This window comes from Streptomyces sp. NPDC051940, assembly GCF_040680895.1.
In the GTDB taxonomy this organism is placed as follows: Bacteria; Actinomycetota; Actinomycetes; order Streptomycetales; family Streptomycetaceae; genus Streptomyces.
The window spans coordinates 62,393-85,910 of record NZ_JBFAXR010000002.1 but is presented as its reverse complement, the minus strand read 5'-3'; the positions used below and the strand labels follow the sequence as shown (position 1 = coordinate 85,910).

Annotated in this window: 17 protein-coding genes and 1 tRNA gene; 12 read left to right on the top strand and 6 right to left on the bottom strand. The window is 72.3% G+C overall.

All coding sequences use genetic code 11. The features are described from left to right. Nucleotides 1-30 precede the first annotated feature (30 nt). Entirely contained in the window at nt 31-882 is an 852-nt protein-coding gene (locus tag AB0M28_RS01500; protein WP_365395858.1) for a class I SAM-dependent methyltransferase, read from the top strand. Between the two features lie 68 nt (nt 883-950). Continuing rightward, entirely contained in the window at nt 951-1,682 is a 732-nt protein-coding gene (locus tag AB0M28_RS01495) for a hypothetical protein (RefSeq protein ID WP_365395855.1), read from the top strand. A gap of 287 nt (nt 1,683-1,969) precedes the next feature. Here the strand turns inward: AB0M28_RS01495 and hrpB are convergent, their stop codons facing one another. The 5 genes from hrpB to polA form a co-directional block, all read right to left on the bottom strand. Next, complete coding sequence (gene hrpB / locus AB0M28_RS01490; RefSeq protein ID WP_365395852.1) at nt 1,970-4,510, bottom strand: ATP-dependent helicase HrpB; 2,541 nt, start codon at nt 4,508-4,510, stop codon at nt 1,970-1,972. Nucleotides 4,511-5,949: 1,439 nt separating this feature from the next. Beyond that, the gene (locus AB0M28_RS01485; protein WP_365395849.1) at nt 5,950-6,945 is read right to left on the bottom strand and encodes a DUF3068 domain-containing protein; all 996 of its coding nucleotides are present in this window, start codon (nt 6,943-6,945) and stop codon (nt 5,950-5,952) included. Between the two features lie 20 nt (nt 6,946-6,965). After that, nucleotides 6,966-7,103, bottom strand: coding sequence for an SPW_0924 family protein (locus AB0M28_RS01480; protein ID WP_365395846.1), 138 nt, complete (start codon nt 7,101-7,103; stop codon nt 6,966-6,968). A gap of 180 nt (nt 7,104-7,283) precedes the next feature. After that, complete coding sequence (locus AB0M28_RS01475) at nt 7,284-9,020, bottom strand: lytic transglycosylase domain-containing protein (RefSeq protein WP_365395843.1); 1,737 nt, start codon at nt 9,018-9,020, stop codon at nt 7,284-7,286. Nucleotides 9,021-9,548: 528 nt separating this feature from the next. Then, complete coding sequence (gene polA, locus AB0M28_RS01470; protein WP_365396177.1) at nt 9,549-12,212, bottom strand: DNA polymerase I; 2,664 nt, start codon at nt 12,210-12,212, stop codon at nt 9,549-9,551. Nucleotides 12,213-12,416: 204 nt separating this feature from the next. On the opposite strand from polA, the gene AB0M28_RS01465 reads away from it, so the two are divergent. The 9 genes from AB0M28_RS01465 to AB0M28_RS01425 all read left to right on the top strand — a co-directional run bounded on the left by AB0M28_RS01465 (nt 12,417) and on the right by AB0M28_RS01425 (nt 22,508). After that, nucleotides 12,417-14,711: an FdhF/YdeP family oxidoreductase gene (locus AB0M28_RS01465; RefSeq protein ID WP_365395840.1), complete on the top strand. Its 2,295-nt coding sequence runs from the start codon at nt 12,417-12,419 to the stop codon at nt 14,709-14,711. 111 nt (nt 14,712-14,822) lie between these two features. After that, nucleotides 14,823-15,281, top strand: a complete 459-nt coding sequence (locus AB0M28_RS01460) for a hotdog fold thioesterase (RefSeq protein ID WP_365395837.1) — start codon at nt 14,823-14,825, stop codon at nt 15,279-15,281. A gap of 76 nt (nt 15,282-15,357) precedes the next feature. Beyond that, nucleotides 15,358-15,807 carry a hypothetical protein gene (locus tag AB0M28_RS01455; RefSeq protein ID WP_365395834.1) on the top strand — a complete coding sequence of 150 codons (450 nt, stop codon included), beginning with the start codon at nt 15,358-15,360 and terminating at the stop codon, nt 15,805-15,807. A gap of 50 nt (nt 15,808-15,857) precedes the next feature. Beyond that, nucleotides 15,858-16,412, top strand: a complete 555-nt coding sequence (locus AB0M28_RS01450; protein WP_365395831.1) for a hypothetical protein — start codon at nt 15,858-15,860, stop codon at nt 16,410-16,412. A 291-nt stretch (nt 16,413-16,703) separates the two neighbouring features. After that, a complete protein-coding gene (locus tag AB0M28_RS01445; protein WP_365395828.1) occupies nt 16,704-17,933 on the top strand; it encodes a branched-chain amino acid ABC transporter substrate-binding protein in 1,230 nt (409 codons plus the stop codon). Between the two features lie 118 nt (nt 17,934-18,051). Next, complete coding sequence (locus tag AB0M28_RS01440; protein WP_365395825.1) at nt 18,052-18,981, top strand: branched-chain amino acid ABC transporter permease; 930 nt, start codon at nt 18,052-18,054, stop codon at nt 18,979-18,981. A gap of 6 nt (nt 18,982-18,987) precedes the next feature. Further along, nucleotides 18,988-20,892, top strand: coding sequence for a branched-chain amino acid ABC transporter permease (locus tag AB0M28_RS01435; protein WP_365395822.1), 1,905 nt, complete (start codon nt 18,988-18,990; stop codon nt 20,890-20,892). Between the two features lie 3 nt (nt 20,893-20,895). Continuing rightward, nucleotides 20,896-21,795: an ABC transporter ATP-binding protein gene (locus tag AB0M28_RS01430; protein ID WP_365395819.1), complete on the top strand. Its 900-nt coding sequence runs from the start codon at nt 20,896-20,898 to the stop codon at nt 21,793-21,795. Beyond that, on the top strand, nt 21,792-22,508 hold the full coding sequence (locus AB0M28_RS01425) for an ABC transporter ATP-binding protein (RefSeq protein ID WP_365395816.1): 717 nt from the start codon (nt 21,792-21,794) through the stop codon (nt 22,506-22,508). The genes AB0M28_RS01430 and AB0M28_RS01425 overlap by 4 nt, the downstream gene beginning before the upstream one ends. 111 nt (nt 22,509-22,619) lie before the next feature. Here AB0M28_RS01425 and AB0M28_RS01420 read toward each other — a convergent pair whose 3' ends face one another. Further along, entirely contained in the window at nt 22,620-23,261 is a 642-nt protein-coding gene (locus tag AB0M28_RS01420; protein WP_365396175.1) for a response regulator, read from the bottom strand. 131 nt (nt 23,262-23,392) lie between these two features. Between AB0M28_RS01420 and AB0M28_RS01415 the strand changes: the two genes are divergently transcribed. Then, nucleotides 23,393-23,465: transfer RNA gene (locus AB0M28_RS01415), tRNA-Leu, on the top strand. Nucleotides 23,466-23,518 lie beyond the last annotated feature (53 nt).

Below are 23,518 nucleotides of genomic sequence, written 5' to 3'. Positions count from 1 at the left end.
GTTGAGCGGAAGGTTACGACGGTACTCGCGATGAACCAAGACCCTGGCGTGCGCTTCACCTCGGCGGCTGAGGCGGGGGCGGTCCCGCCGGGCGCCGTCGACGAGGACGCGGAGGCCACGCGGCGGCCCGTGGGCGCCCGGGAGAGCGCGGGCGCGAACCGCGGCTGGTGGGACCGCAACGCCGACGAGTACCAGAGCGACCACGGAGCGTTCCTGGGGGACGACCGGTTCGTCTGGGGTCCGGAGGGCCTGGACGAGGCGGCCGCGGGCCTGCTGGGCCCGGTGGCGGGCCGCTCGGTCCTGGAGATCGGCGCGGGCGCGGCCCAGTGCTCGCGCTGGCTGGCGGCCCAGGGCGCGCGGCCGGTGGCCCTGGACCTCTCGCACCGCCAGCTCCAGCACGCGTTGCGGATCGGCGTGTCGTTCCCCCTCGTGGAGGCGGACGCCTCCGCCCTCCCCTTCGCCGCGGCGTCCTTCGACCTGGCCTGCTCGGCGTACGGGGCGCTGCCCTTCGTCGCCGACCCGGTGGCGCTGCTGGCGGAGGTCCGCCGGGTGCTGCGCCCGGGCGGGCGCTTCGTCTTCTCGGTCACCCACCCGATCCGCTGGGCCTTCCCGGACGAGCCGGGCCCGGAGGGCCTGTCGGTCTCGGCCTCGTACTTCGACCGTACGCCGTACGTGGAACAGGACGCCTCCGGCGAGGCGGTCTACGTCGAGCACCACCGCACGCTCGGCGACCGGGTACGGGACGTCGTCGCGGCGGGCTTCCGGCTGGTGGACCTGGTGGAGCCGGAGTGGCCGGCGTGGAACGGCCAGGAGTGGGGCGGCTGGTCCCCGCTGCGGGGGAACCTGATCCCGGGGACGGCGATCTTCGTCTGCGAGGTGTGAGCTGCGGGGCGCCGCCGGGCTTTCCGGGCGTGCGATGAGTTCTCCGCGCCGGGCCGGTCACTACCGGCATGACTGATCTGACGTACTCCGACGGCATCGCGGCGGCCCGCACCATGATCGCCCTGCGGGCGAACGCGGGCGCCCTCCAGCGCCGGCTCCCCGACGGCTGGGAGCTCGCGCCCTACGCGGGCGACGACCTGCGCGGCACGGCTCTGCGTGACGCGAACGTCCTCGTCCCCTTCCACGAGGTGTACGCCTCCACCCGCGCCGACGGCTCGCCGCCGCCCGGCCTCGCACAGGTGAGCTATGCCGCGTTCGTCTCGCAGGCCCGGCACGCCGCGACCGGCGAGGTCGCCCATCTGCACTGGCGCACCTACACCGAGGACCCGGCGGCCGTCCCCGGCCACTACCGCGACGGCGTCCTCGCCCGCGTGAACCGCACCCAGACGTTCACCAAGAAGGACCCCGGCCGTACGCACGTCCACGAGACCTTCTCCGCCGAGACGGACGCCGGGTCGATCCACCTGAACCTGGCGTACGAGCAGGGCGGCATGACCCTGTGGTCCGCGCCCGAACACCCGGAACTGCTGCTACGGGCCGCGGCGGACCCCGCCCTCGCACGCTGGTACCAGGAGGACCAGGTCATGGACGTGGTCCGTGCCGACCCGCTGGGCCTGGACCGGGTGGCGGAGGTCACGGTGGAGGGCACGGGCGAACTGGCCGAAGTCTTCGACGACGCGACACGGGTGGTGGCAGTGGTGATCCAGCGCCCATACATGCGCCGGGTGTTCGTACGGTGAGCCCCGCCCGGCCCACGCGACCAGGCGCCGGGGCGGAGGTCCCATAACCAGCCCGTCCGGCGCTTGAGGACTCCGGGCGAAGCCCGGATGCGCGTCAGCCGACGCAAAGGCGACATGAAGCCCGTCCGGCGTTTGAGGACGAGGCGCGCAGCGCCGAAACTCCGCCCACCAGGCAACAGGGCACAGGGCGCAAAACCAGCCCGTCCGGCGTTTGAGGACGAGCGCCGCAGGCGCGACAAGCGGGCGCAGCCCGCGACGGGGGTCCGGGGGCGGAGCCCCCGGGGGCCTCAGCGGGGCGGCCGCCCCGAGCGCGCCTTCGTATGCCGCGTAGCAACCGCACCCGCCGGATCCTCCGGCCAGGGATGCTTCGGATACCGCCCGCGCAGCTCCGCGCGGACAGCGCGATACCCATCCGCCCAGAAGGACCGCAGGTCCGCAGTCACCGCCGCAGGCCGCCCCGCAGGCGAAAGCAGATGCACCAGCAACGGCACGCCCGCCACGGCCGGCGTCTCGTGCAGGCCGAACATCTCCTGGAGCTTGACCGCGAGCACCGGCCGCTCCCCGCCGTAGTCGATACGGATCCGCGATCCGCTGGGCACCTCGAACCGCTCCGGCGCCAGCTCGTCGAGCCGCGCCGCCGCACCGCTCGCCCACGGCATCCGGGAGGTGAGCATCTGCCCCGCGTCCGTACGGGCGAGGCCGGCCCCCAGCCACTCCTCGGCGGAGGCCAGCAGCGCCTCGTCCGACACGTCGGGCCACGGTTCACCCAGCGTGCGGTGCAAAAAAGCAAGCCGGGTCCGCAGGCTCCGCGCGGCGTCCGTCCAGCGCAGCAGGCCGAGACCCTCGCGACGCAGGCCGTCGAGCTCCGCCTGGCGGACGAGGGAGGGCGACGGGTCGCGCAGCGGCCGGGCATCCAGCTCCACGGCCCCGAGGCGGCTGACGTGCCGGGCGGTGACCGCGCGGCGGCCGGGGTCCCACCCGACCTCGTCCGCCTCGGAGAGCAGCGCCGCACCCGCGAGCCGCGCGGTGGCCTCGTCGACGGGAGCGGCGAGCCCGACGCGGGCGGCGGCGGCCGTCACCGGCCGGTCGGCGACGGCGACCGCGAGCCAGGCGGAGCCCCGCAGCCGGGTGCCGTCGGCGAGTTCGGCGCGGGTGCCGGAGGCCATGAGGTACGTCCGCTCGCCCCGCCGCGCGGCGACGCGCTCGGGGAAGGCCAGCGCCGCGACGAGCCCGGCGGCGGTGCCGGGCTCCGGGGACGCCTCCGCGGCCCCCGAGGCGGCACCCGAGGCGGCCCGCGAGCTGGCATCCGACGCAGACCCCGAGCCCCCCGCCGCGGAAGCGAGACGCCGCGCCTCCGCGCGCCATCGCGACGCGTACGCGTCGCCGCCGCGGCGGGCCTGGCGCCACGCGTCCGCCAGATCGTCGCCGTAGGACCGCGGGGGCTCCTCGCTGAGCAGCGCCACCACCTCCGCCGCCGCGCGCGGCCCGACCTCCGCCGCTCCGTCGAGCAGGGCGCGCGCCAGCCGGGGGTGGACGCCGAGGCGGGACATCCGCCGGCCGCGTTCCGTGGCGCGGCCGCGGTCGTCCACCGCGCCGATCGCCCGCAGCGCGTCGCGGGCCGCCGTCATCGCCCCGGCGGGGGGCGGGTCGAGCAGGGCGAGCCCGGTCGCGTCGGGGTCGCCCCAGCACGCCGCCTGCAGGGCGAACGCGGTGAGGTCCGCGACGGCGATCTCGGGTGAGGGGAAGCGCGGCAGCCGGCCGTCCTCCGCCTCGGTCCAGCAGCGGTACGCCGTACCGGGCGCCTCCCGCCCCGCGCGGCCCGCGCGCTGGCGGGCGGCGGCCCGCGAGGCGCGGACGGTGGTCAGGGCGGACAGGCCGCGGGCGTGGTCGACGCGCGGTTCGCGGGCGAGGCCCGAGTCGACGACGGTCCGTACGCCGGGAACGGTGAGGCTGGACTCGGCGACGGACGTCGCGAGGACGACGCGCCGCGCGTCGCCCCCGCCGGCCAGGACGGCGTCCTGGACCTCCGCGGGCGCGCGCCCGTGCACCTGGAGCACCTCCGCCCCGGCGCCGGCCAGCAGCCCGGCCACGCGGGCGATCTCCCCGACACCGGGGAGGAAGCACAGCACGTCGCCGTCGCGCTCGGCCAGCGCCCGCCGTACGACGGCGGCCACGTGCTCCAGCAGCGCGGGGTCCACGTACATGCCGTGCGGGGGCTTCACCGGGCGCGGCGGGGGCGCGTGGACGACCTCCACGGGGTGGGAGACGCCGCGCGCCTCGACGACCGGCGCGGCCAGGAGCCGGGCCCAGCCCTCGGCGTCGGTGGTGGCGGAGGCGGCCACCAGTCGCAGCTCGGGGCGGAGCGCCGCCCGTACGTCGAGCAGGAACGCGGCCACGGTGTCCGCGTCGAGGTGCCGCTCGTGGCATTCGTCGAGGATCACGGCGTCCACGCCGGCGAGCTCCTGGTCGCGCTGCAGGCGCTGCAGCAGGACACCGGTGGTGACGACCTCGACCCTGGTGCGCGCGCCGGCGCGGCGCTCGCCCCGCACGGTGTAGCCCACGGTCTCCCCGACGGACTCCCCGAGCAGCCACGCCATCCGCCGCGCCGCGGCGCGCGCGGCGATCCGCCGCGGCTCGGCGACGACGACCCGCGCGGACGCCGCGCCCCCGTCGGTCAGCCCGGCGAGGGCGAGCGGCACGAGGGTCGTCTTCCCCGTACCGGGCGGCGCGCACAGAACGGCGGCACCGCGCCGGTCCAGGGCCTGCCCGAGCTCCGGCAACACGGTCCGTACGGGCAGACTGCCCAGGGCATCTCGGCGCAGGCTCACGAAGCCAGTGTGGCTCACGCCCCCCACACCCAGGCCACCCCTCCCACACCCACCACCCCACGGGAGACGCACCACCGCCTCACCACCCACCCAGGCACCACGCAGAAGCCCGGCGGTCCCCAACCACGCCGCCCCGGCTCGCACAGCACGGGCGGCCACACCGTGACCGGCTCAGGCGGGAACGGACCCGGCGCCGCGCACCTGAGCGCCGAGGCCATGAGCACCCGGGCCCCCGGGCACCTAAAGCGCCTACGCGCCTACGCCGAAGCCCGGCACCAGTGCGCACCCGGCCCTCCCCCGCCCCGGCGGCGGCCCCCGCGGGCCGGGAGCGCCCCCGGTCGCACCGGCAGCACCGGTCAAGCCATGACCGGCCACGGCGGGGACGGGACTAGCGCCGCCCACGGGGCCGGGACCGGCGCCTCGCACCTGAGCGCCGAGGGCATGAGCACCCGGGCCCCGAGCTCCTGAAGCGCCTGCGCGCCTACGCCGAAGCCCGGTGCCAGTCCGCCCCCGCCCCCCAGCGGCGCCGGCCCCCGCAGGCCGGGAGCGCGCCAGCCGCTCCGCGCGGGCGGCACCGATCACGCCGTGACCGGCCCCGGCGGGGACGGGACCGGCGCCGCCTACGGGGCCGTGACCGGCGCCTCGCAGCTGAGCGCCGAGGACATGAGCGCCGGGCACCCGGGCGCCTGAGAGCCGGGGCGCCTGGACGATGTGAGCGTCGGGACACCTGGCCTCCCGGGCGCCTGCGCCGAAGCCCGGTGCGGGTCCGCCCCTCCCCAACCGCGCCCCCCGCAGGCCGGGGGCGAAGCCCCCAGTCGCACCCCGCGGGCGACGCCGGTCACCCCGTGACCGGTTCCGGTGGGGACGGTTGTCTCCCCCTGCCAGGCCGGAACGGCGACCCATCCGGGGCAGCGCCTGCGCCCAAGTCCGGTGCTGTCCGCACCCGCCCCTTCGACCACGACCGCGCCGACCCCCGCTCACGGGGAGGCGAAGCCCGCGGTGGCGCACAACCCAGAAGGCACCCGGGCTCCCAGGCTCCTCGCCTGCGCACCTACGCCGAAGTCCGGTGTCAGTCCCGCACCCGCCTCCAGCGGCGCCAGCCTCCTGCGGGCCGGAGCGCCCCCCCAGTCGCACCGCGCGGGCGGCACCCATTCACGCCGTGGCCGGTTCCGGAAGGGACGGGACCGGCGCCGTGCGCCTCAGCGCAGCGCCTGCGCGCCCGGGGCACCCGGCGGTCTGCGAGCCGGAGGCGCCTGGGCACTGTGAGCGCCGGGGCACCCGGGCTCCTACGCCCTGCGCCGAGGCACGGTGCTAGTCCGGCCCTCCCCAGCAACCGCTCCTCCTCCCTCCCCCCCCCGCGGGCCCGGGGCGAAGCCCCCGTCGCACCGCGCGGGCGGCACCCGGTCACGCCGTGACCGGCTCGCGCGCCCCGCGCCCCGTCACGCCGTTACCGGCTCCGGCGGCGACGGGGTCGGCTGTGGGGACGGGGCCTCGTCGGGAGCGCGGCGGGAGCGGGACTCCAGCCAGAGGCTCGCGGCCAGGAGGGCTGCCGCGAGGGCGAGGAGGCCGATGGGGATGTACGTGTGGAACATCAGGACCCGCTGCCGGTTGGCCTTGACCAGGTCCGTGATGTGGTCGATGTAGTCGTCGCGGATCTTCACGTGCGCGGAGAACGCGGGCAGCGGCGGCATACCGGACGCCTTCGGCCAGCGCATCTCCTCCTTGTGGATCTCCTCGCCCCGCACCGGCGCGCCGGTGACGGGCTCGACCCAGAACATCCGCTTGGTGGTGTACCAGCGCTCCAGCCCCAGCTTCTCGACGTCCGCCGGCTTCATGCCCAGCGGCAGCGTCTTGGGCAGCACGACCTTCTGCCAGGGGATGGTCTGCTCGAAGTAGTAGACCTCCATCCCGCGGTGGTCGCGCACGCCCTTGAAGAGGATCGGGGCGGAGGCGCGCGTCATCGGGTCGTAGTACTCGTAGTCCCGCTTCTTCGTCAGGAACGGCCACTTGTACGTCAGGCCCGTACGCCGGACCGCGTCACCGTCGACCGACTCGCCGCTCGCGTGGACGGGCTCCTGGGTGTGGCCGTCGAAGATGTAGCGCTCGGGGATGGAGGTCACCGTCTGGCCCTTGGAGTCGTGCGCGTACGACAGCGCGTCCCAGACGACGACGTCGCGGCCGGTCTCCTCCTTGACCTTCTTCGCCGCCTCCACATTGCCCTTGAGCGTCTGGATGATGGTGACCTTCGGCTCGATACGGGGCTTGAGGCTGCTGTAGTCGAGGAGTTCGGCGTTCTCGGCCTCCAGCACCGTCTCCTGGTACTGGTTCTGGGGTACCGCGACCACCCGGGGGAACGCGTACCAGCGCAGCAGCGGCGACAGGGTCGCGAGGAAGAAGGCGAGGGCGAGCAGGACCAGGCTTGCTCTGCGGCGCATGGCTCGGGCTCCTGTCCGGCTCAGGGGTGGGCGGGGGCGGTGGTGAGGAGCGGCTTCGGCGAGGTGTCGCCGGACATCGGCGTGGCCAGTCCGACCAGCAGGAAGACGAGTCCGAAGGCGACGGCGACTCCGATCGCCGCCGCGACCAGTGCGCGCATGGGCAGCCTCCGGCGTAAGAACTGATGGATCGTCAGTTTTCGGCACGGTAGCAACACAAGGCCGAGAGCGGAACACATCGCGCGCGCAAACGACGGCACCGCCCCTCCGTTGCGGGAGGGGCGGTGCGTGTGGCCCGGACCCCGGGGCGTTCCCAGTCGCCTGGGCCCGGGGCGCTGCCGTTACGGCGTCGAGGTCGCCGTCGGGGACGACTCCGTCGCCGAGGGCTCGCTGGACGGGGAGGACGTCGGGTCCGTGGACGGGTCCGTGGTCGGGTCCGTCGTCGGATCGGGCGTCGGGTCCGGTGCGGCGACGACCGTCAGCGTCAGATACTCCGTCGCGCCGCCGGCCGCCGTTATCTTCAGGGCGAAGCTGCCGGTCGTGGCGTTCGCGTACAGCTGCGGTATCGAGACCACGCCGGACGCGTCCGTCTGCAGCTCGCGGGTGCGGACCGGGTTGCCGTCGCCGTCCTTGAAGTACGGGCCGTCGGTGACGGAGTCCGGGTTCTCGGCGGAGGCCACGACAGTCACAGTGACGGCCGTGCCCGCGACGGCCGTGCCGCCGTCCGTGGCCTTGAACTGCACGCCGTCGCCGAACGCCGTGGACGCCGTGGCGCTCAGCGCGCCGCCGCCGTCCACCCGGGCCAGGGCGTCGGCGAGGCGGACGCTGACGCCCGCGGCGAAGTCCCGGCTGACGGCGCTGTTCCCGACGACGGTCGCGCGCACCGTGAAGTCGCCCGTCTGCTCGCCCGCCACCAGGCCGGGGGCGGTCGCGACGCCGCCGGCGCCCGTGGTCACGGTGGCGTCCGCCGCGCCGCCGGAGAAGCGGGTGTCGGTGGTGCCGACGATGGTGAAGCGGACCTTCACCCCGATGACGGTGCCGCCGCCGGACGTTGCGGCCTTGACGCTGACCCGCTCGCCGAACGTGTGGCCCTGCGTGGTGCTGAGCGCGCCGGTGCCGTTGTCGAGCAGGGTGGCGACCGTGAGGGCCGGGTCCGCGGTGGGCGGCGGGGTGCTCGGCGGCGGGGTGGTGCTGCCGCCGCCTCCGGTGGGCGGGGTGGGTGACGGCGTGCCGCCGCCGCCCGGGGTGCCGTCGCCGCTCGGGTCGTCGCTGCGGTTCCTCGGCAGCGTGCCGGTGCCGTCGGGGATCGAGTGGGCGCCGTTCTTGTAGAAGTTGTACCAGTACAGAACGGTTGTGACGTATTCGCGCGACGGGTTGTAGCTGAGGATCGCGGCCTCGCGGCCCGTGGCCGTGCCCACGTCGCGGCTGCCCGCGCAGAGGTAGTTGCCGGCCGCGAGGGCCGCGTCGTAGATGTTGTTCGGGTCGCGCCGCCCGTCGGCGTTGCCGTCGGCGCCCCAGGTGGCCCAGGTGCCCGGGATGAACTGCATCGGGCCGACCGCCCGGTCGTACGTGCTGTCGTCGTCGTACAGGCCGTTGTCGGTGTCGGCGATGTTCGCGTACGCGCCGCCGCTGAGGACGGGGCCAAGGATCTTGCTGCGGGTGGTGCCGTACGCGTCGACCGCGCCGCCGCGGGCGTGGCCGGACTCGACCTTGCCTATCGCCGCGAGCAGCTGCCACTCCAGGTTGCAGCCGGGCTTGGTGCGGCCGACCTCGGCCGCGGCCTTCTTGTACGCGGCGAGGACGGTGGCCGGTATGCCGGCCTCGGTGCCGCCCTGGGCGCCGGGCGAACCGCCGTCGTTCCCGGGGGAGGTCAGCGGCGGGAGGTCCGTGTAGTACGGGGAGCCGCCCGTCGCGGTGTCCTCGAGGGCGATCTCGTCGGGCTGGCTGTCGCCCGCCTTGTCGTCGCCGGCGATGAGCGCCGTCGGGGCCTGGGAGGCGGCCAGGGCCGCCATCGCCGCCGCCGCTATGGCTGTTGTCGCCGCTCCTCTGCGCAGACGCCGTCCGAATTGCGCTGCCATGATGGCTTTGACCCCTCCCCTGGTGCGGCTTCTCGGCACGGGTCCTCGTGCCTCGATTCCACGTGACCCTAACCCAACTCGCCATACGGATCTAGCGGTCACCTCTGCGTACGACGCTGTTCGGCCAGGGGACGGTTGCGGTTCGTCCCCCGGTCCCCGTGGGTCCCCGGCGTCACCGGCTGCGCTTGCGCCTCCGGCGCGCGTTTCGCTGCGCGGGGCCGCGCCCCGGGCGCGGGATGCGTCCCCCCGGGCCATTGCCTGGCGGCGCCGGCCCCCGCGCCTTCGGCGCGGGTTTCGCCCCCACCCACACGCCACCCGTTGCTGGTCTACCAGTCACCCTGGCCGGCGCAGGTGTTGCCTCGGCACGCGTAGTCCCGTGCGGCGGGGTGGGGCCCGCCCCCGGGCGCTGGGCGCTGCGGCCCAGCACGGCCGCCTCCGTGCGGGCCTCGGGCCCCGGGGCCCGAAGCGTGGTGGGCCGTGCCGGATCGCGGACGGGTGCCCCCGGGGCTCGGGCGCCCCCGCGAAGGGCTAGTGGGCCGCCGACTCCCAGTTCGGGCCCGCGCCCACCGAGACCTCCAGGGGCGCACGGAGGGATACCGCGGCGGCCATTTCGCGGCGGACCAGGGTTTCCGCCGCTTCACGTTCGCCGGGGGCGATCTCCAGGACCACTTCGTCGTGGACCTGGAGCAGCATCCGGGAGCGCAGCGACTCCGCGTCCAGGGCCGACGCGACGCGCAGCATCGCGATCTTCACGATGTCCGCCGCCGTGCCCTGGATGGGCGCGTTGAGCGCCATGCGCTCGGCCATCTCGCGGCGCTGGCGGTTGTCGCTGTTGAGGTCGGGGAGATAGCGGCGCCGGCCGAGCACCGTCTCCGTGTAGCCCGTGGCGCGGGCCTCGTCGACGATCCGGCGCAGATAGTCCCGTACCCCGCCGAAGCGCTCGAAGTACGTGTCCATCAGCTTGCGCGCCTCGGCGGCCTCGATACCCAGCTGCTGCGAGAGGCCGAAGGCCGACAGCCCGTACGCCAGGCCGTACGACATCGCCTTGATCTTCCGCCGCATCTCGGGGTCGACGGCCGTCCGCTCCACACCGAAGACCTGCGAGGCGACCGTGTCGTGCAGGTCCTCACCGGAGTTGAACGCCTCGATCAGGCCGTCGTCCTCCGACAGGTGCGCCATGACGCGCAGTTCGATCTGGCTGTAGTCGGCGGTGAGGAGCGATTCGAAGCCCTCGCCGACGACGAAGCCGCGCCGGATCGCCCGCCCCTCGTCCGTACGCACCGGCACGTTCTGCAGGTTCGGGTCCGTGGAGGACAGCCGGCCCGTCGCCGCGACGATCTGGCTGAACGTGGTGTGGATCCGCCCGTCGGGGGCGATCGTCTTGATCAGGCCCTCGACCGTGGAGCGCAGCTTGGACTGCTCGCGGTGGCGCAGCATGATGACCGGCAGCTCGTGCTCGGTCTGCGCGGCCAGCCACGCCAGCGCGTCGGCGTCCGTGGTGTAGCCGGTCTTCGTCTTCTTCGTCTTCGGCAGTCCCAGCTCGCCGAAGAGCACCTCCTGCAGCTGCTTGGGCGAGCCCAGGTTGAACTCGTGGCCCACAGCGTCGTGGGCCTCCTGCACCGCCTGCTGCACCGCGGCGGCGAACTGCTGCTCCATCCCCTCCAGATGCCCGCGGTCGGCGGCGATGCCGGCCCGCTCCATCCGGGCGAGCAGCGTCGACAGCGGCAGCTCCATGTCGCGCAGCAGCTCGGCCGCGCCGACCTCCTCGAGCTTGGGCCGGAACGCCTCGCCGAGGTCGAGGACGGCGCGGGCCTGGCGCATCAGCGCGTCCGCCTCGGCCCCGTCGTCGGCGCCGAGGGCCAGCTGGCCGTCCTCGGCGGCGGGCTCCAGCTCGCGGCCCAGGTACTCCACGGCCAGCTGTTCGAGGGCGAAGCCGCGGCGTCCCGGCTTGACGAGATAGGCGGCGAGGGCGGTGTCCATGGTGATGCCCTCGACCGTGGCCCAGCCGTGTTCGGCGAGGACCCGCAGCAGCGACTTGGCGTCGTGGACGGTCTTGGGACGCTCCGCGTCCGCCAGCCAGCCGGCCCACGCCCGGTCGTCCGCCTCGTCGAGCTGCGCCGGGTCGAACCAGGCCGCCGATCCGTCCGCGGCCGCCAGCGCGACCTCGCTCACGCTGCCGGAGCCCAGCTTCCACACGTCCACCGTGGCGACGCCCAGCTCCGCGCCGCCGTGCGCGGCCAGCCACGGGGCGAGTTCACCGGCGCCGAGCACCACGCCGTCCACCGCGACGCCGGGGGCGGCCTCCACCTGTTCGGCCTCCGCGCCCGCCGGGTCGGCGGCCAGCAGCCGGTCGCGGAAGTTCTGGTGGCGGAACTCCAGGGCGTCGAGGATCACACCGAGGGCCTGCCGGTCGTACGGCTGCCGGGTCAGGTCGCCGGGGCCCGCGTCCAGCGCCACGTCGCGGACCAGCTCGGTCAGCAGACGGTTGAGCTTCACGGCCTCCAGATGGTCGCGGAGGTTCTGGCCGGCCTTGCCCTTGACCTCGTCGGCCCGCTCGGCGAGCTCGGCGAAGGAGCCGAACTGGCTGATCCACTTCGTGGCCGTCTTCTCACCGACGCCGGGGATGCCGGGGAGGTTGTCGGAGGGGTCGCCGCGCAGGGCGGCGAAGTCGGGGTACTGCGAGGGGGTCAGCCCGTACTTCTCCTGGACCTTCTCCGGGGTGAAGCGGGTCAGCTCGGAGACGCCCTTCGTCGGGTAGAGCACCGTGACGTGGTCCGAGACGAGCTGGAAGGAGTCGCGGTCGCCCGTGACGATCAGCACGTCGTACCCGTCGGCCTCCGCCTGGGTGGCGAGCGTGGCGATCACGTCGTCCGCCTCGAAGCCGTCGACGGCGAAGCGGCGGACGTGCATCGTGTCGAGGACCTCGCCGATGAGCTCGACCTGGCCCTTGAACTCGTCCGGCGACGAGGAGCGGTTCGCCTTGTACTCCCCGTACTGCTCGGAGCGCCACGTCTTGCGCGAGACGTCGAAGGCGACCGCGAGATGCGTGGGCGTCTCGTCACGCAGCGTGTTCGACAGCATCGAGAGGAAGCCGTAGATCGCGTTCGTCGTCTGCCCGGTCGTGGTGGAGAAGTTCTCCGCGGGCAGGGCGAAGAACGCCCTGTAGGCGAGCGAGTGCCCGTCCAGGAGCATCAGCCGGGGTCGGTTCGTCTTCGATGCGTTGTCAGCCACGGCACCGATCCTGCCACGCCCCACTGACATCTCACGCCCGGCGGCGCGGAGACGGGTACGCGAGGTGTGCCCGCCCGGCGCGTCGCCCTCCGCACGCCCGTGGCAGGATCGAAGGCGCACCACGCGCACACCGCCGTGCGCCCCCCACGTACCGAGGTGACACCCATGGCCCGCCACGCGCCGCACAGCGATCCCGCCCAGGACGCACCGGAGGTCACCGGCCCGAAGGACGCCGCCGCCGGACTGCCGGCCGTCGGGCACACCCTGAGGATGGCGCAGGCCCAGATGGGGCTGAAGCGCACCGCGCTCACCCTGCTGCGGGTGAACCAGAAGGACGGCTTCGACTGCCCCGGCTGCGCCTGGCCGGAGGGCGAGAAGCGGCACACGGCGGAGTTCTGCGAGAACGGCGCGAAGGCCGTCGCCGAGGAGGCGACGCTGCGCCGCGTCACGCCGGCGTTCTTCAAGGAGCACCCGGTCGCGGAGCTGGCGGACCGCAGCGGCTACTGGCTCGGGCAGCAGGGACGCCTCACGGAGCCGATGTACCTGGCCGCGGGCGCCACGGCGTACGAACCCGTCTCCTGGGAGCGCGCCTTCGACCTGATCGCACAGGAGCTGACGGCCCTCGACTCCCCCGACGAGGCGCTCTTCTACACCTCCGGCCGCACCAGCAACGAGGCGGCGTTCCTCTACCAGCTCTTCGCCCGCGAGTTCGGCACGAACAACCTCCCCGACTGCTCCAACATGTGCCACGAGTCGTCCGGCTCGGCCCTCACCGAGACCCTCGGCGTCGGCAAGGGCAGCGTGCTGCTCGACGACCTCCACCAGGCGGACCTGATCATCGTCGCCGGGCAGAACCCCGGCACCAACCACCCCCGGATGCTCTCGGCGCTGGAGGAGGCCAAGGCCAACGGGGCGCGGATCATCACGGTGAACCCGCTGCCCGAGGCGGGCATGGTCCGCTTCAGGAACCCGCAGGAGGTCCGCGGACTGGTCGGCTCCGGCACCCCGCTCACCGACCTCTTCCTCCAGCTGCGCATCGGCGGCGACCAGGCCCTGTTCCGGGCGCTCAGCCATCTCGTGCTGGCCACCGAGGGAGCCGTCGACGAGGAGTTCGTACGGACCCACACCCACGGCTTCGAGGAGTACGCCGAGACGGCCCGCGCCCTGGACTGGGCCGAGGCCGAACGCGCGACGGGCCTGACCCGCGAGCAGATCGAGCAGGCGCACGCCATGGTGCTGGCCGCCGACCGGATCATCGTGTGCTGGGCGATGGGCCTGACCCAGCACAAGCACGCGGTGCCCACCATCCGCGAGGTCGTCAGCTTCCTGCTGCTGCGCGGCAACGTCGGCCGCCCCGGCGCCGGCGTCTGCCCGGTGCGCGGACACTCCAACGTCCAGGGCGACCGCACGATGGGCATCTTCGAGCGCCCCGCGCCGGCGTTCCTGGACGCCCTGGAGAAGGAGTTCGGCTTCGCGCCGCCCCGCGAACACGGTCTGGACGTCGTCCGCTCGATCGAGGCGCTGCGCGACGGACGGGCGAAGGTGTTCTTCGCGATGGGCGGCAACTTCGTCGCCGCCTCCCCCGACACGGACGTCACCGAGGACGCGATGCGCCGCGCCCGGCTGACGGTCCACGTGTCCACGAAGCTCAACCGCAGCCATGTGGTCACCGGCGCCCGCGCCCTGATCCTGCCCACCCTCGGCCGCACCGAGCGGGACGTGCAGGCCGCCGGCCCGCAGGTCGTCACGGTCGAGGACTCGATGGGCATGGTGCACGCCTCGCGCGGCCGGCTCGCGCCCGCGAGCGGGGCGCTGCTGTCGGAGCCGGCGATCGTGTGCCGCCTGGCGCGCCGCGTCCTCGGCGAGGCCAGCGCCACCCCGTGGGAGGAGTTCGAGCGGGACTACGCCACGATCCGCGACCGGATCGCCCGGGTCGTCCCCGGCTTCGAGGACTTCAACGCGAAGATCGCACGGCCCGGCGGCTTCACCCTCCCGCACGCGCCGCGCGACGAGCGCCGCTTCCCCACCCACACGGGCAAGGCCAACTTCACCGCGGCGCCGCTGGAGTACCCGGCCGTCCCCGAGGGGCGGCTGCTGCTGCAGACGCTGCGCTCGCACGACCAGTACAACACCACGATCTACGGACTCGACGACCGCTACCGCGGCATCAAGGGCGGCCGCCGGGTCGTCCTGGTCCACCCGCAGGACGCGGCGGAACTGGGCTTCGCGGACGGCTCGTACGCGGACCTGGTCAGCGAGTGGCACGACGGCACCGAGCGCCGCGCCCCGGGCTTCCGCGTCGTGCACTACCCGACCACACGCGGCTGCGCGGCTGCGTACTACCCGGAGACGAACGTCCTCGTCCCGCTCCAGGCGACCGCCGACACCAGCAACACCCCGGCGAGCAAGTCCCTCGTCGTACGGCTGGAGACCACGGTCACAGCGCCCGCGGCCGGATGAGGTGCAGACTGCACCTCACAGCAGACTGCACCCAATAGAGGGGCGCACTCTGTAGAAGGGGTGCACGCCGCACCCCGACCTGTCCGCACCAGCCGATCGGAGCCGCCGCACATGGGCGAGCAGACCCATACGTCCTTCCCGCAGTCCGTCCTCGACCACTGGTCCGGGGAGGGAGTGGACCTGGAGAAGCTGTTCTCCGCGGGGCATCTCGGTGAGCGGATGGGGCTGAAGGTCCTCGAGGCGTCGGCCGAGCGTGTCGTCGGCACGCTGCCGGTCGAGGGCAACACCCAGCCCTACGGCCTGCTCCACGGCGGGGCCTCCGCCGTCCTCGCGGAGACGCTGGGCTCGGTGGGCGCGATGCTGCACGGCGGCCCGTCGAAGGTCGCCGTCGGCGTGGACCTGAACTGCACCCACCACCGCGGCGTCCGCTCCGGCCTGGTCACCGGTACGGCGACGCCGCTGCACCGCGGCCGCAGCACCGCGACGTACGAGATCGTCGTCACCGACGAGGAGGGCCGGCGCGTCTGCACCGCGCGCCTGACCTGCCTGCTGCGCGACGCCCAGGGCTGACCTCCCCGGCCGGCGCCGAACGCCCGCCTCCCGCACGCCTCTTGTCCTCCCCGCGCCGCGGACCTAGCGTTTCGGCATGGGCAGAGATCGTCCGCTCTCCGGACTCGTCGCGGCGGTGGGCGCCCTGACGGCTCTGGGCGCCCTGGCCGCGCTGACCGCCTGCACGGCGGACGCCGGTACGGCCCGGGGCGGCCCCTCGACGACGGCGCCGGCCACCGCCTCGCCCAGCCCCGACCCGCCCGAGGCGATCTGCGCGGAACTGGTGACGTACTGGGCCGAGGACCAGCTCGCGCCCGACGGCGGCAGCGGCGCCGACTACCAGCAGATGGGCCTCTCCGACGGCCAGAACACCATCCTGATGAACGCGGTACGCACCGCGAAGGCCCAGGTCGAGCGGGCCGGCGGGGACACCGCGGCCCGCGCGGGGGCGCTGGCCGGCGCCCAGCGCGAGATCCGTGAGCAGTGCGCGCGGCGGTACGCCGACCGCGGCGGCCGCTCCGCCCCGCCCGGGGGGTGGCCCCGGTGACGGCGCCGCCCGGACCGGCTCCGGGCACGGAGCCGCAGCCGTTACCGGAAGTGATCGGAACCGACCGCGCCCGGCTCGGCGACCGGGTCTCCGAGCGCTGGTCCACGCTGCCCCCGCGGCTGCGGCGTACGGCGATCGGGGCGCTGCTGCTCGTGCTGATCGCCGCGTGGAGCGGGTACTACGCGGCCACCCGGCCGCCGGCGCCCGCAGCTCCGCCCGCGCCGTGGCCGTTCCAGTCGACCCGCTTCCACTATCTGGGCCTGACCAGTCAACCCACCCCGGACAAGCCGTATTTCGGAATGCGGATCGCCATCACCGTTATCAGAGGACCGACGGTCCGCATCGACCGGCTGGCGCCCGATTTCGCCCAACTCAAGATCACCACAAACCCCCCACTGCCCGCCGGGTTCACCGCCGGAGGCACCCGGAACGTGGAGCTCCGCATGACCGTCTCGCGGTGCTCCGGGCTGCCGCTGGACGGCCGGCTGCCCTACCTGAATGTAACGCTGCGTAACACGCGCGCAATAGAGACCCAGGCGTGGATACCCGGCGGCGACTACGCCGAGGACCTCTCCGCGAGCCTGCACGCCGTCTGCGACCCGTAACCAGCGTCCCCGGCCCACACCCCTGAGCGGAACTGGGACTTCTCGCCATGTGGACAACACGAGGGGATGGCGATTTGCCCGATTTGATACACCCTGCGGGCGCCTGGAGCGCCCCAGCCATAACAAGACAGTCACATCATGGCCTCCCCCCTGCCCGATCTGCTCACACACGCCTAGATTCACGGCCAGTCACCGCAGCCGGGTGAGCCACCTCTCACGAACCAGGGAACTCCCGGCTGGCGAACCGGCCCCTCCGCCCGAGGGGGGCCGTTCCAGGGGAAAGGATTGATCGTGCGTCACCGTTCCGTACTGATACTCACCGCCGTGGTCACCACGGGGGCACTCACCCTCACCGCTTGCGGATCGCGCGACGACGACGGCGGCGACAAGGGCGGCAGCGACGGCAAGAAGACCACCGTCCTCATCGGCGTCGACGCGCCGCTGACGGGCGACCTGTCCGCGCTGGGCCTCGGCATCAAGAACTCCGTGGACCTCGCCGCGAAGACGGCGAACAAGAACAACGAGGTCCCCGGCGTCGAGTTCAAGATCGTCTCCTTCGACGACAAGGCCACCCCGAGCGAGGGCCAGCAGAACGCGACCAAGCTCGTCGCCAACAAGGACGTCCTCGGCGTCGTGGGCCCGCTGAACTCCAGCGTCTCCCAGTCGATGCAGAGCGTCTTCAACGCCGCCAAGCTGGTCCAGGTCTCGCCCGCGAACACCGCGCCCGAGCTGACCCAGGGCCCGAACTGGGCCGCCGGCGACAAGAAGCGGCAGTTCGACTCGTACTTCCGCACCGCCACCACCGACGCCATCCAGGGCCCCTTCGCCGCGCGCTACATGTTCCAGGACGCCGGCGTCAAGAACGTCTACGTCGTCGACGACCAGAAGACGTACGGCAAGGGCCTGGCGAAGACCTTCTCCGAGGAGTTCACCAAGCTCGGCGGCACCATCGTCGGCACGGACCACGTCAACCCCGACGACCGTGACTTCAACTCCATCGTCACCAAGGTCAAGAGCAAGGGCGCCGACGCGGTCTACTACGGCGGCGAGTACCCGGCGGCCGGCCCCTTCAGCCAGCAGCTCAAGGACGCCGGCGTCAACATCCCGCTGATGGGCGGCGACGGAATCTTCTCCGGCGACTTCATCAAGCTGAACAAGAAGGCCGAGGGCGACCTCGCCACCTCCGTCGGGGAGCCGGTCGCGAAGATCGACACCGCCAAGCAGTTCGTCGCCAACTACGCGGCCGGCGGCTACAAGGAGGCCTACGAGGCGTACGGCGGCTACTCCTACGACTCCGCCTGGGCGATCATCCAGGCCGTCAAGGCCGTCGTGAAGGACGGCAAGGTCCCGTCCGACGCCCGCGCCCAGGTCATGGCCGCCATGAGCCAGGTCAACTTCGCCGGCGTCACCGGCCAGGTCTCCTTCGACGAGTTCGGTGACACCACCAACAAGGCGCTGACGGTCTACAAGGTCGAAGGCGGCGAGTGGAAGGACGTCAAGAGCGGCAAGTTCGCGGAGTAATCCGTACGGACCTCGCTGACGTAGAGAAACACCAACGGCCGCGCGAGGGCGCCATCAGCGCCCTCGCGCGGACTCATAAAAGGCACCATTTCCGTCCCACCCCCACGGAGGCCATGCGGTGAACGAACTGCCGCAGCAGCTGGCCAACGGACTCATCCTCGGCGCGTTGTATGGACTCATCGCGATCGGGTACACGATGGTCTACGGCATTGTCCAGCTGATCAACTTCGCCCACGGCGAGATCTTCATGATCGGAGGCTTCGGAGCCTTCACGGTCTACGCATACTTCCTGCCCGAGGGCACCTCGCTCATGTTGGCTCTGCCACTCATGATCCTCTTCGGTGTCCTGTGCTCGGTAGGAGCAGGCGTCGCAGCAGAGCGATTCGCCTACAGACCACTGCGCAACGCGCCGAAGCTCGCACCCCTCATCACCGCAATCGGCCTCTCCCTCGCACTCCAGTACCTCATCTGGATGAAGTACCCGGCCGCCAAGAAGGACGTCCCCTTCCCCCAGTTCCACGGGGAGCCCTTCGACATAGCCGGTGCCACCATCCAGCGCGGCGACATCTTCGTCCTGATCGCCGCCCCGCTGTGCATGATCGCCCTCGGCTGGTTCGTCAACAAGACGCGCACCGGCCGCGGCATGCAGGCCACCTCGCAGGACCCCGACACCGCCAAGCTGATGGGCATCAACACCAACCGCATCATCGTCATGGCCTTCGCCATCGGTGCTGCGTTCGCGGCCATCGCGGCCGTCGCCTACGCCCTGAAGAACGGCCAGATCGGCTACCGCATGGGCTTCCTCATGGGGCTCAAGGCCTTCACCGCGGCGGTCCTCGGCGGCATCGGCAACATCTACGGCGCCATGCTCGGCGGCATCGTCCTGGGCCTCGCCGAAGCGCTCGCCACCGGCTACATCGACCAGATCCCCGGCATGGAGCAGTTCGGCAGCGGCTGGAAGGACGTCTGGGCCTTCAGCCTCCTCATCCTCGTCCTGCTGTTCAGACCACAGGGTCTGCTCGGCGAACGAGTCGCGGATCGGGCGTGATGAACCATGGCACTTGACACCACCCCCGCCACGTCCCCCGTGCTGAGGCTCCCGGCCAAGGGCGCGGCCCTGCTCACCGCGGCCGGCGCGCTCGTCACGATCATCAGCACCTTCCTCGCCTGGACCTGGACCTCCGAGTTCCCCGGCGACCTCACCTACTACGGCAGCCCCGCCGGCTTGCAGCTCATCGCGCTGGCCGGAGGCGTCCTCACCCTGCTGTACGCCGCGGCCGCCCTGGGCGTACGCGGCACCGGCTGGCTGGCACCCGCCAGCGCCGAGAACGCCGTCCTCTACCTGGCCATGGGCACCTTCGGCGCCGTCTGGTACACCCTCATCGCCATCGCCGTCGACACCGGCGGCCTGGTCAACCTGGAGCCGGGCGGCTTCGTCGCCGGCGTCGGCGCGCTCGCCGCGCTCGCCGGCGCACTCGGACTCCCCGTGGACCGCAGGGAGACCGACCCGTGGGACTGGGCGGCCGCCGGCAAGCTCGGCGGCGGCGCGTTCCTCGTCGGCGTGATGCTCATGCCCGAGGACTGGGCCACGTTCACCACCATGGACCTGGTCCAGAGCGTCGCCATCGGCGCCGGAGCCGTCGCCGTCCGCGCCCTGCTCCACTGGCTGCGGCTCGGCCACGTCACCCGCCCCGTCGCGGCCGTCGAGGGTGCCCCGGCCTGGCGTGAGATCCTCGCCATCGTCGTGGCGTTCGGCATCGGTCTGTACGTCTTCACCTACGGCATCGACACGGAGACCGCCGAGGACTTCGTCGGCTTCCTGATCCTCGTCGCCTTCGCCTTCGTCGGCCTCAACCGGGCCGGACTCATCGGGCGGCTGAAGACCCTCACGCTCAAGCACCGCAACGTCACCTTCACCGCGGCCTTCGTCGCCGCGGCGGCGTTCCCCGTCACCCAGGAGAACGACGCCTACACCTCCGTCGCGACCAACATCCTCATCTTCGCGACGGTGGCACTCGGCCTGAACGTGGTCGTCGGCCTCGCCGGCCTGCTCGACCTCGGTTACGTCGCGTTCCTCGGTGTCGGCGCCTACACCGCCGCCCTGGTCTCCGGCTCCGCCGCGTCCAGCATCGGCGTCCGGTTCCCCTTCTGGGCCGCCATGCTCACCGGCGCCGCGGTCTCACTGGTCTTCGGCGTCGTGATCGGCGCCCCCACCCTGCGGCTGCGCGGCGACTACCTCGCCATCGTGACGCTCGGCTTCGGTGAGATCTTCCGGCTCGTCATGCAGAACCTCAACGGCACCTCGGGCCCCAACGTCACCAACGGCTCCGCGGGTATCTCCAACATCCCCGAACTCGAACTGTTCGGCTGGAACTTCGGAGAGTCCCACGACCTCGGCTTCGCCACGATCAACCGCTTCGGCAGCTACTTCCTGCTGATGCTGTTCGTGACCCTGATCGTCGTCCTGGTCTTCCGCCGCTCCAGCGAATCCCGCATCGGACGCGCCTGGGTCGCCATCCGCGAGGACGAGACCGCAGCCACCGCGATGGGCATCAACACCTTCCGCCTGAAGCTGCTCGCCTTCGCCCTCGGCGCCTCACTCGCCGGCCTCGCCGGCACCGTGCAGGCCCACGTGACGACGACGGTGACACCCGAGCAGTACCTGTTCGCCAACACCGTGCCCCCGAACTCCGCGTTCCTGCTGGCCGCGGTCATCCTCGGCGGCATGGGAACGGTCAGCGGCCCCATCATCGGCGCCTCCCTGCTGTTCCTCATCCCGGCGAAGCTGACCTTCCTCAACGACTGGCAGCTGCTCCTCTTCGGCCTCGCGCTCGTCCTGCTGATGCGCTTCCGCCCCGAGGGCCTCGTCGCCGACCGGCGCAAGCAGCTCGAGTTCCACGACACCGGCCAGCTGGACGTCCCCAAGGACGCCGCGATCCTGACCAAGGTGGAGGCGTAACACATGACCACCGACACGATCCCGGCCCAGCGCACCGGCACCGCCCTGCTCGAAGCCACCGGCGTCACCATGCGCTTCGGCGGACTCACCGCCGTACGCAACGTGAACTTCACGGTCGGACAGAACGAGATCGTCGGTCTCATCGGCCCCAACGGCGCCGGCAAGACCACCTTCTTCAACTGCCTCACCGGCCTGTACGTCCCCACCGAGGGCACGGTGAAGTTCCGCGACCAGGTGCTGCCGCCCAAGCCGCACAAGGTCACCGACGCCGGCATCGCCCGCACCTTCCAGAACATCCGGCTCTTCGCCAACATGACCGTTCTGGAGAACGTGCTCGTCGGACGGCACACCCGCACCAAGGAAGGCCTCTGGTCGGCCCTGCTGCGCGGCCCCGGCTTCAAGAAGGCGGAGACCGCCTCCGAGGAACGGGCCATGGAACTCCTCGAGTTCATCGGTCTCGCCCACAAGCGCGACCACCTCGCCCGCAACCTGCCCTACGGCGAACAGCGCAAGCTGGAGATCGCCCGGGCACTCGCCAGCGAACCCGGCCTGCTGCTCCTCGACGAGCCCACCGCCGGCATGAACCCGCAGGAGACCCAGGCCACCCAGGAACTGGTCTTCGCCATCCGCGACCAGGGCATCGCCGTACTCGTCATCGAGCACGACATGCGCTTCATCTTCAACCTCTGCGACCGCGTCGCGGTCCTCGTACAGGGCGAGAAGCTGATCGAAGGCAACGCGGAAGTCGTCCAGAACGACGAGCGCGTCATCGCCGCCTACCTCGGCACCCCCTTCGAAGGCGCCCCCGGCGAAGCCGAAGCCGCCGAGGTCCAGGCCGCGGAGGACGCCGTGGCGTCCGCACCGGCCGACAGCACCACCAGCACCATGGAGGAGGACCGGTGACCGCACTGCTCGAGGTCCAGGACCTGCGCGTCTCCTACGGCAAGATCGAGGCCGTCAAGGGCATCTCGTTCAGCGTCGAAGCCGGCCAGGTCGTCACCCTCATCGGCACCAACGGCGCCGGCAAGACGACGACCCTGCGCACCCTCTCCGGCCTCCTCAAGCCCTCCGGCGGCAAGATCTTCTTCGACGGCAAACCGCTCAACGACGTCGAAGCACACAAGATCGTCGCCATGGGCCTGGCCCACTCCCCCGAAGGCCGCCGCATCTTCCCGCGGCTGTCCATCGAGGAGAACCTCCAGCTCGGCGCGTTCCTCCGGAACGACAAAGAGGGCATCACCAAGGACATCCAGCGCGCCTACGACCTCTTCCCCATCCTGGGCGAACGTCGCAAGCAGGCCGCCGGCACCCTCTCCGGCGGCGAGCAGCAGATGCTCGCCATGGGGCGGGCGCTGATGTCCCGGCCCAAGCTGCTCATGCTCGACGAGCCCTCCATGGGCCTCTCCCCGATCATGATGCAGAAGATCATGTCCACGATCGCCGAGCTGAAGTCCCAGGGCACGACGATCCTGCTCGTCGAGCAGAACGCCCAGGCCGCGCTCTCCCTGGCCGACCAGGGACACGTGATGGAGGTCGGCAAGGTCGTCCTCTCCGGCACCGGTGAGGACCTCCTGCACAACGACGACGTACGCAAGGCGTACCTCGGCGAGGACTGATCCGGCCGTTCCTCCACGACGAGAGGCCGTCCGCCCCACGACTGCGTGGAGCGGACGGCCTCTTCGTCCTGCGGCAGACGCGGGCCCGTCACGACGGCCCGCACCCGCCCCCTACTTCTTCTTCGCCCGCTTCTCCGAGTCGTCCTCGATGACCGCCTCCGCCACCTCGCGCATCGACAGCCGGCGGTCCATCGACGTCTTCTGGATCCAGCGGAACGCCGCCGGCTCCGTCAGCCCGTACTGCGTCTGCAGGATGCTCTTCGCCCGGTCCACCAGCTTGCGCGTCTCCAGCCGCTGCGTGAGGTCCTCGACCTCCGCCTCCAGCTGCTTCAGCTGCGTGTAGCGGGACACGGCCATCTCGATCGCCGGCACCACGTCGCTCTTGCTGAACGGCTTCACCAGATACGCCATCGCGCCCGCGTCCCGCGCCCGCTCCACCAGCTCGCGCTGCGAGAACGCCGTCAGCATCAGCACCGGGGCGATGCTCTCCCCGCAGATCCGCTCCGCGGCGGAGATACCGTCCAGCACGGGCATCTTCACGTCCAGGATCACCAGATCCGGCCGGTGCTCCTCGGCGAGCTTCACCGCCGTCTCGCCGTCCCCGGCCTCCCCCACGACGGTGTAGCCCTCCTCCTCCAGCATCTCCTTCAGGTCGAGCCGGATCAGGGCCTCGTCCTCGGCGATGACGACACGCGTCGCGGTCGCGTCGACCCGCGCCTCGCTCTCAGCGGCGGCAGCGGCCTCGGGGGTGATCTCATCGGGTGCGTCGGCGGGGCTCACGGGGTGCGCTCCTCGGGGTCAAAGCAGGTGGGTACCCATGAGCCTACCTATCTCCTGTATGTTTGAGGCACGGCGGATCACCGCTTACCTTCGGTTCGAAGGATGCCCCGGTAGCCCAGCGGTAGAGGCAATGGTCTCAAACACCATCCAGCGTGGGTTCGAATCCCACTCGGGGTACAGGACCTTCGATTTTAAGGTCGGCAACGCTTAGCGATCTTCATGCCTTCCAG

Coding starts and splice junctions, on each gene's coding strand:
- AB0M28_RS01500 (WP_365395858.1), top strand. CDS start 31: ATGAACCAAGACCCTGGCGTGCGCTTCACCTCGGCGGCTGAGGCGGGG.
- AB0M28_RS01495 (WP_365395855.1), top strand. CDS start 951: ATGACTGATCTGACGTACTCCGACGGCATCGCGGCGGCCCGCACCATG.
- AB0M28_RS01485 (WP_365395849.1), bottom strand. CDS start 6,945: ATGCGCCGCAGAGCAAGCCTGGTCCTGCTCGCCCTCGCCTTCTTCCTC.
- AB0M28_RS01480 (WP_365395846.1), bottom strand. CDS start 7,103: ATGCGCGCACTGGTCGCGGCGGCGATCGGAGTCGCCGTCGCCTTCGGA.
- AB0M28_RS01475 (WP_365395843.1), bottom strand. CDS start 9,020: ATGGCAGCGCAATTCGGACGGCGTCTGCGCAGAGGAGCGGCGACAACA.
- polA (WP_365396177.1), bottom strand. CDS start 12,212: ATGCTCCTGGACGGGCACTCGCTCGCCTACAGGGCGTTCTTCGCCCTG.
- AB0M28_RS01465 (WP_365395840.1), top strand. CDS start 12,417: ATGGCCCGCCACGCGCCGCACAGCGATCCCGCCCAGGACGCACCGGAG.
- AB0M28_RS01460 (WP_365395837.1), top strand. CDS start 14,823: ATGGGCGAGCAGACCCATACGTCCTTCCCGCAGTCCGTCCTCGACCAC.
- AB0M28_RS01455 (WP_365395834.1), top strand. CDS start 15,358: ATGGGCAGAGATCGTCCGCTCTCCGGACTCGTCGCGGCGGTGGGCGCC.
- AB0M28_RS01435 (WP_365395822.1), top strand. CDS start 18,988: ATGGCACTTGACACCACCCCCGCCACGTCCCCCGTGCTGAGGCTCCCG.
- AB0M28_RS01430 (WP_365395819.1), top strand. CDS start 20,896: ATGACCACCGACACGATCCCGGCCCAGCGCACCGGCACCGCCCTGCTC.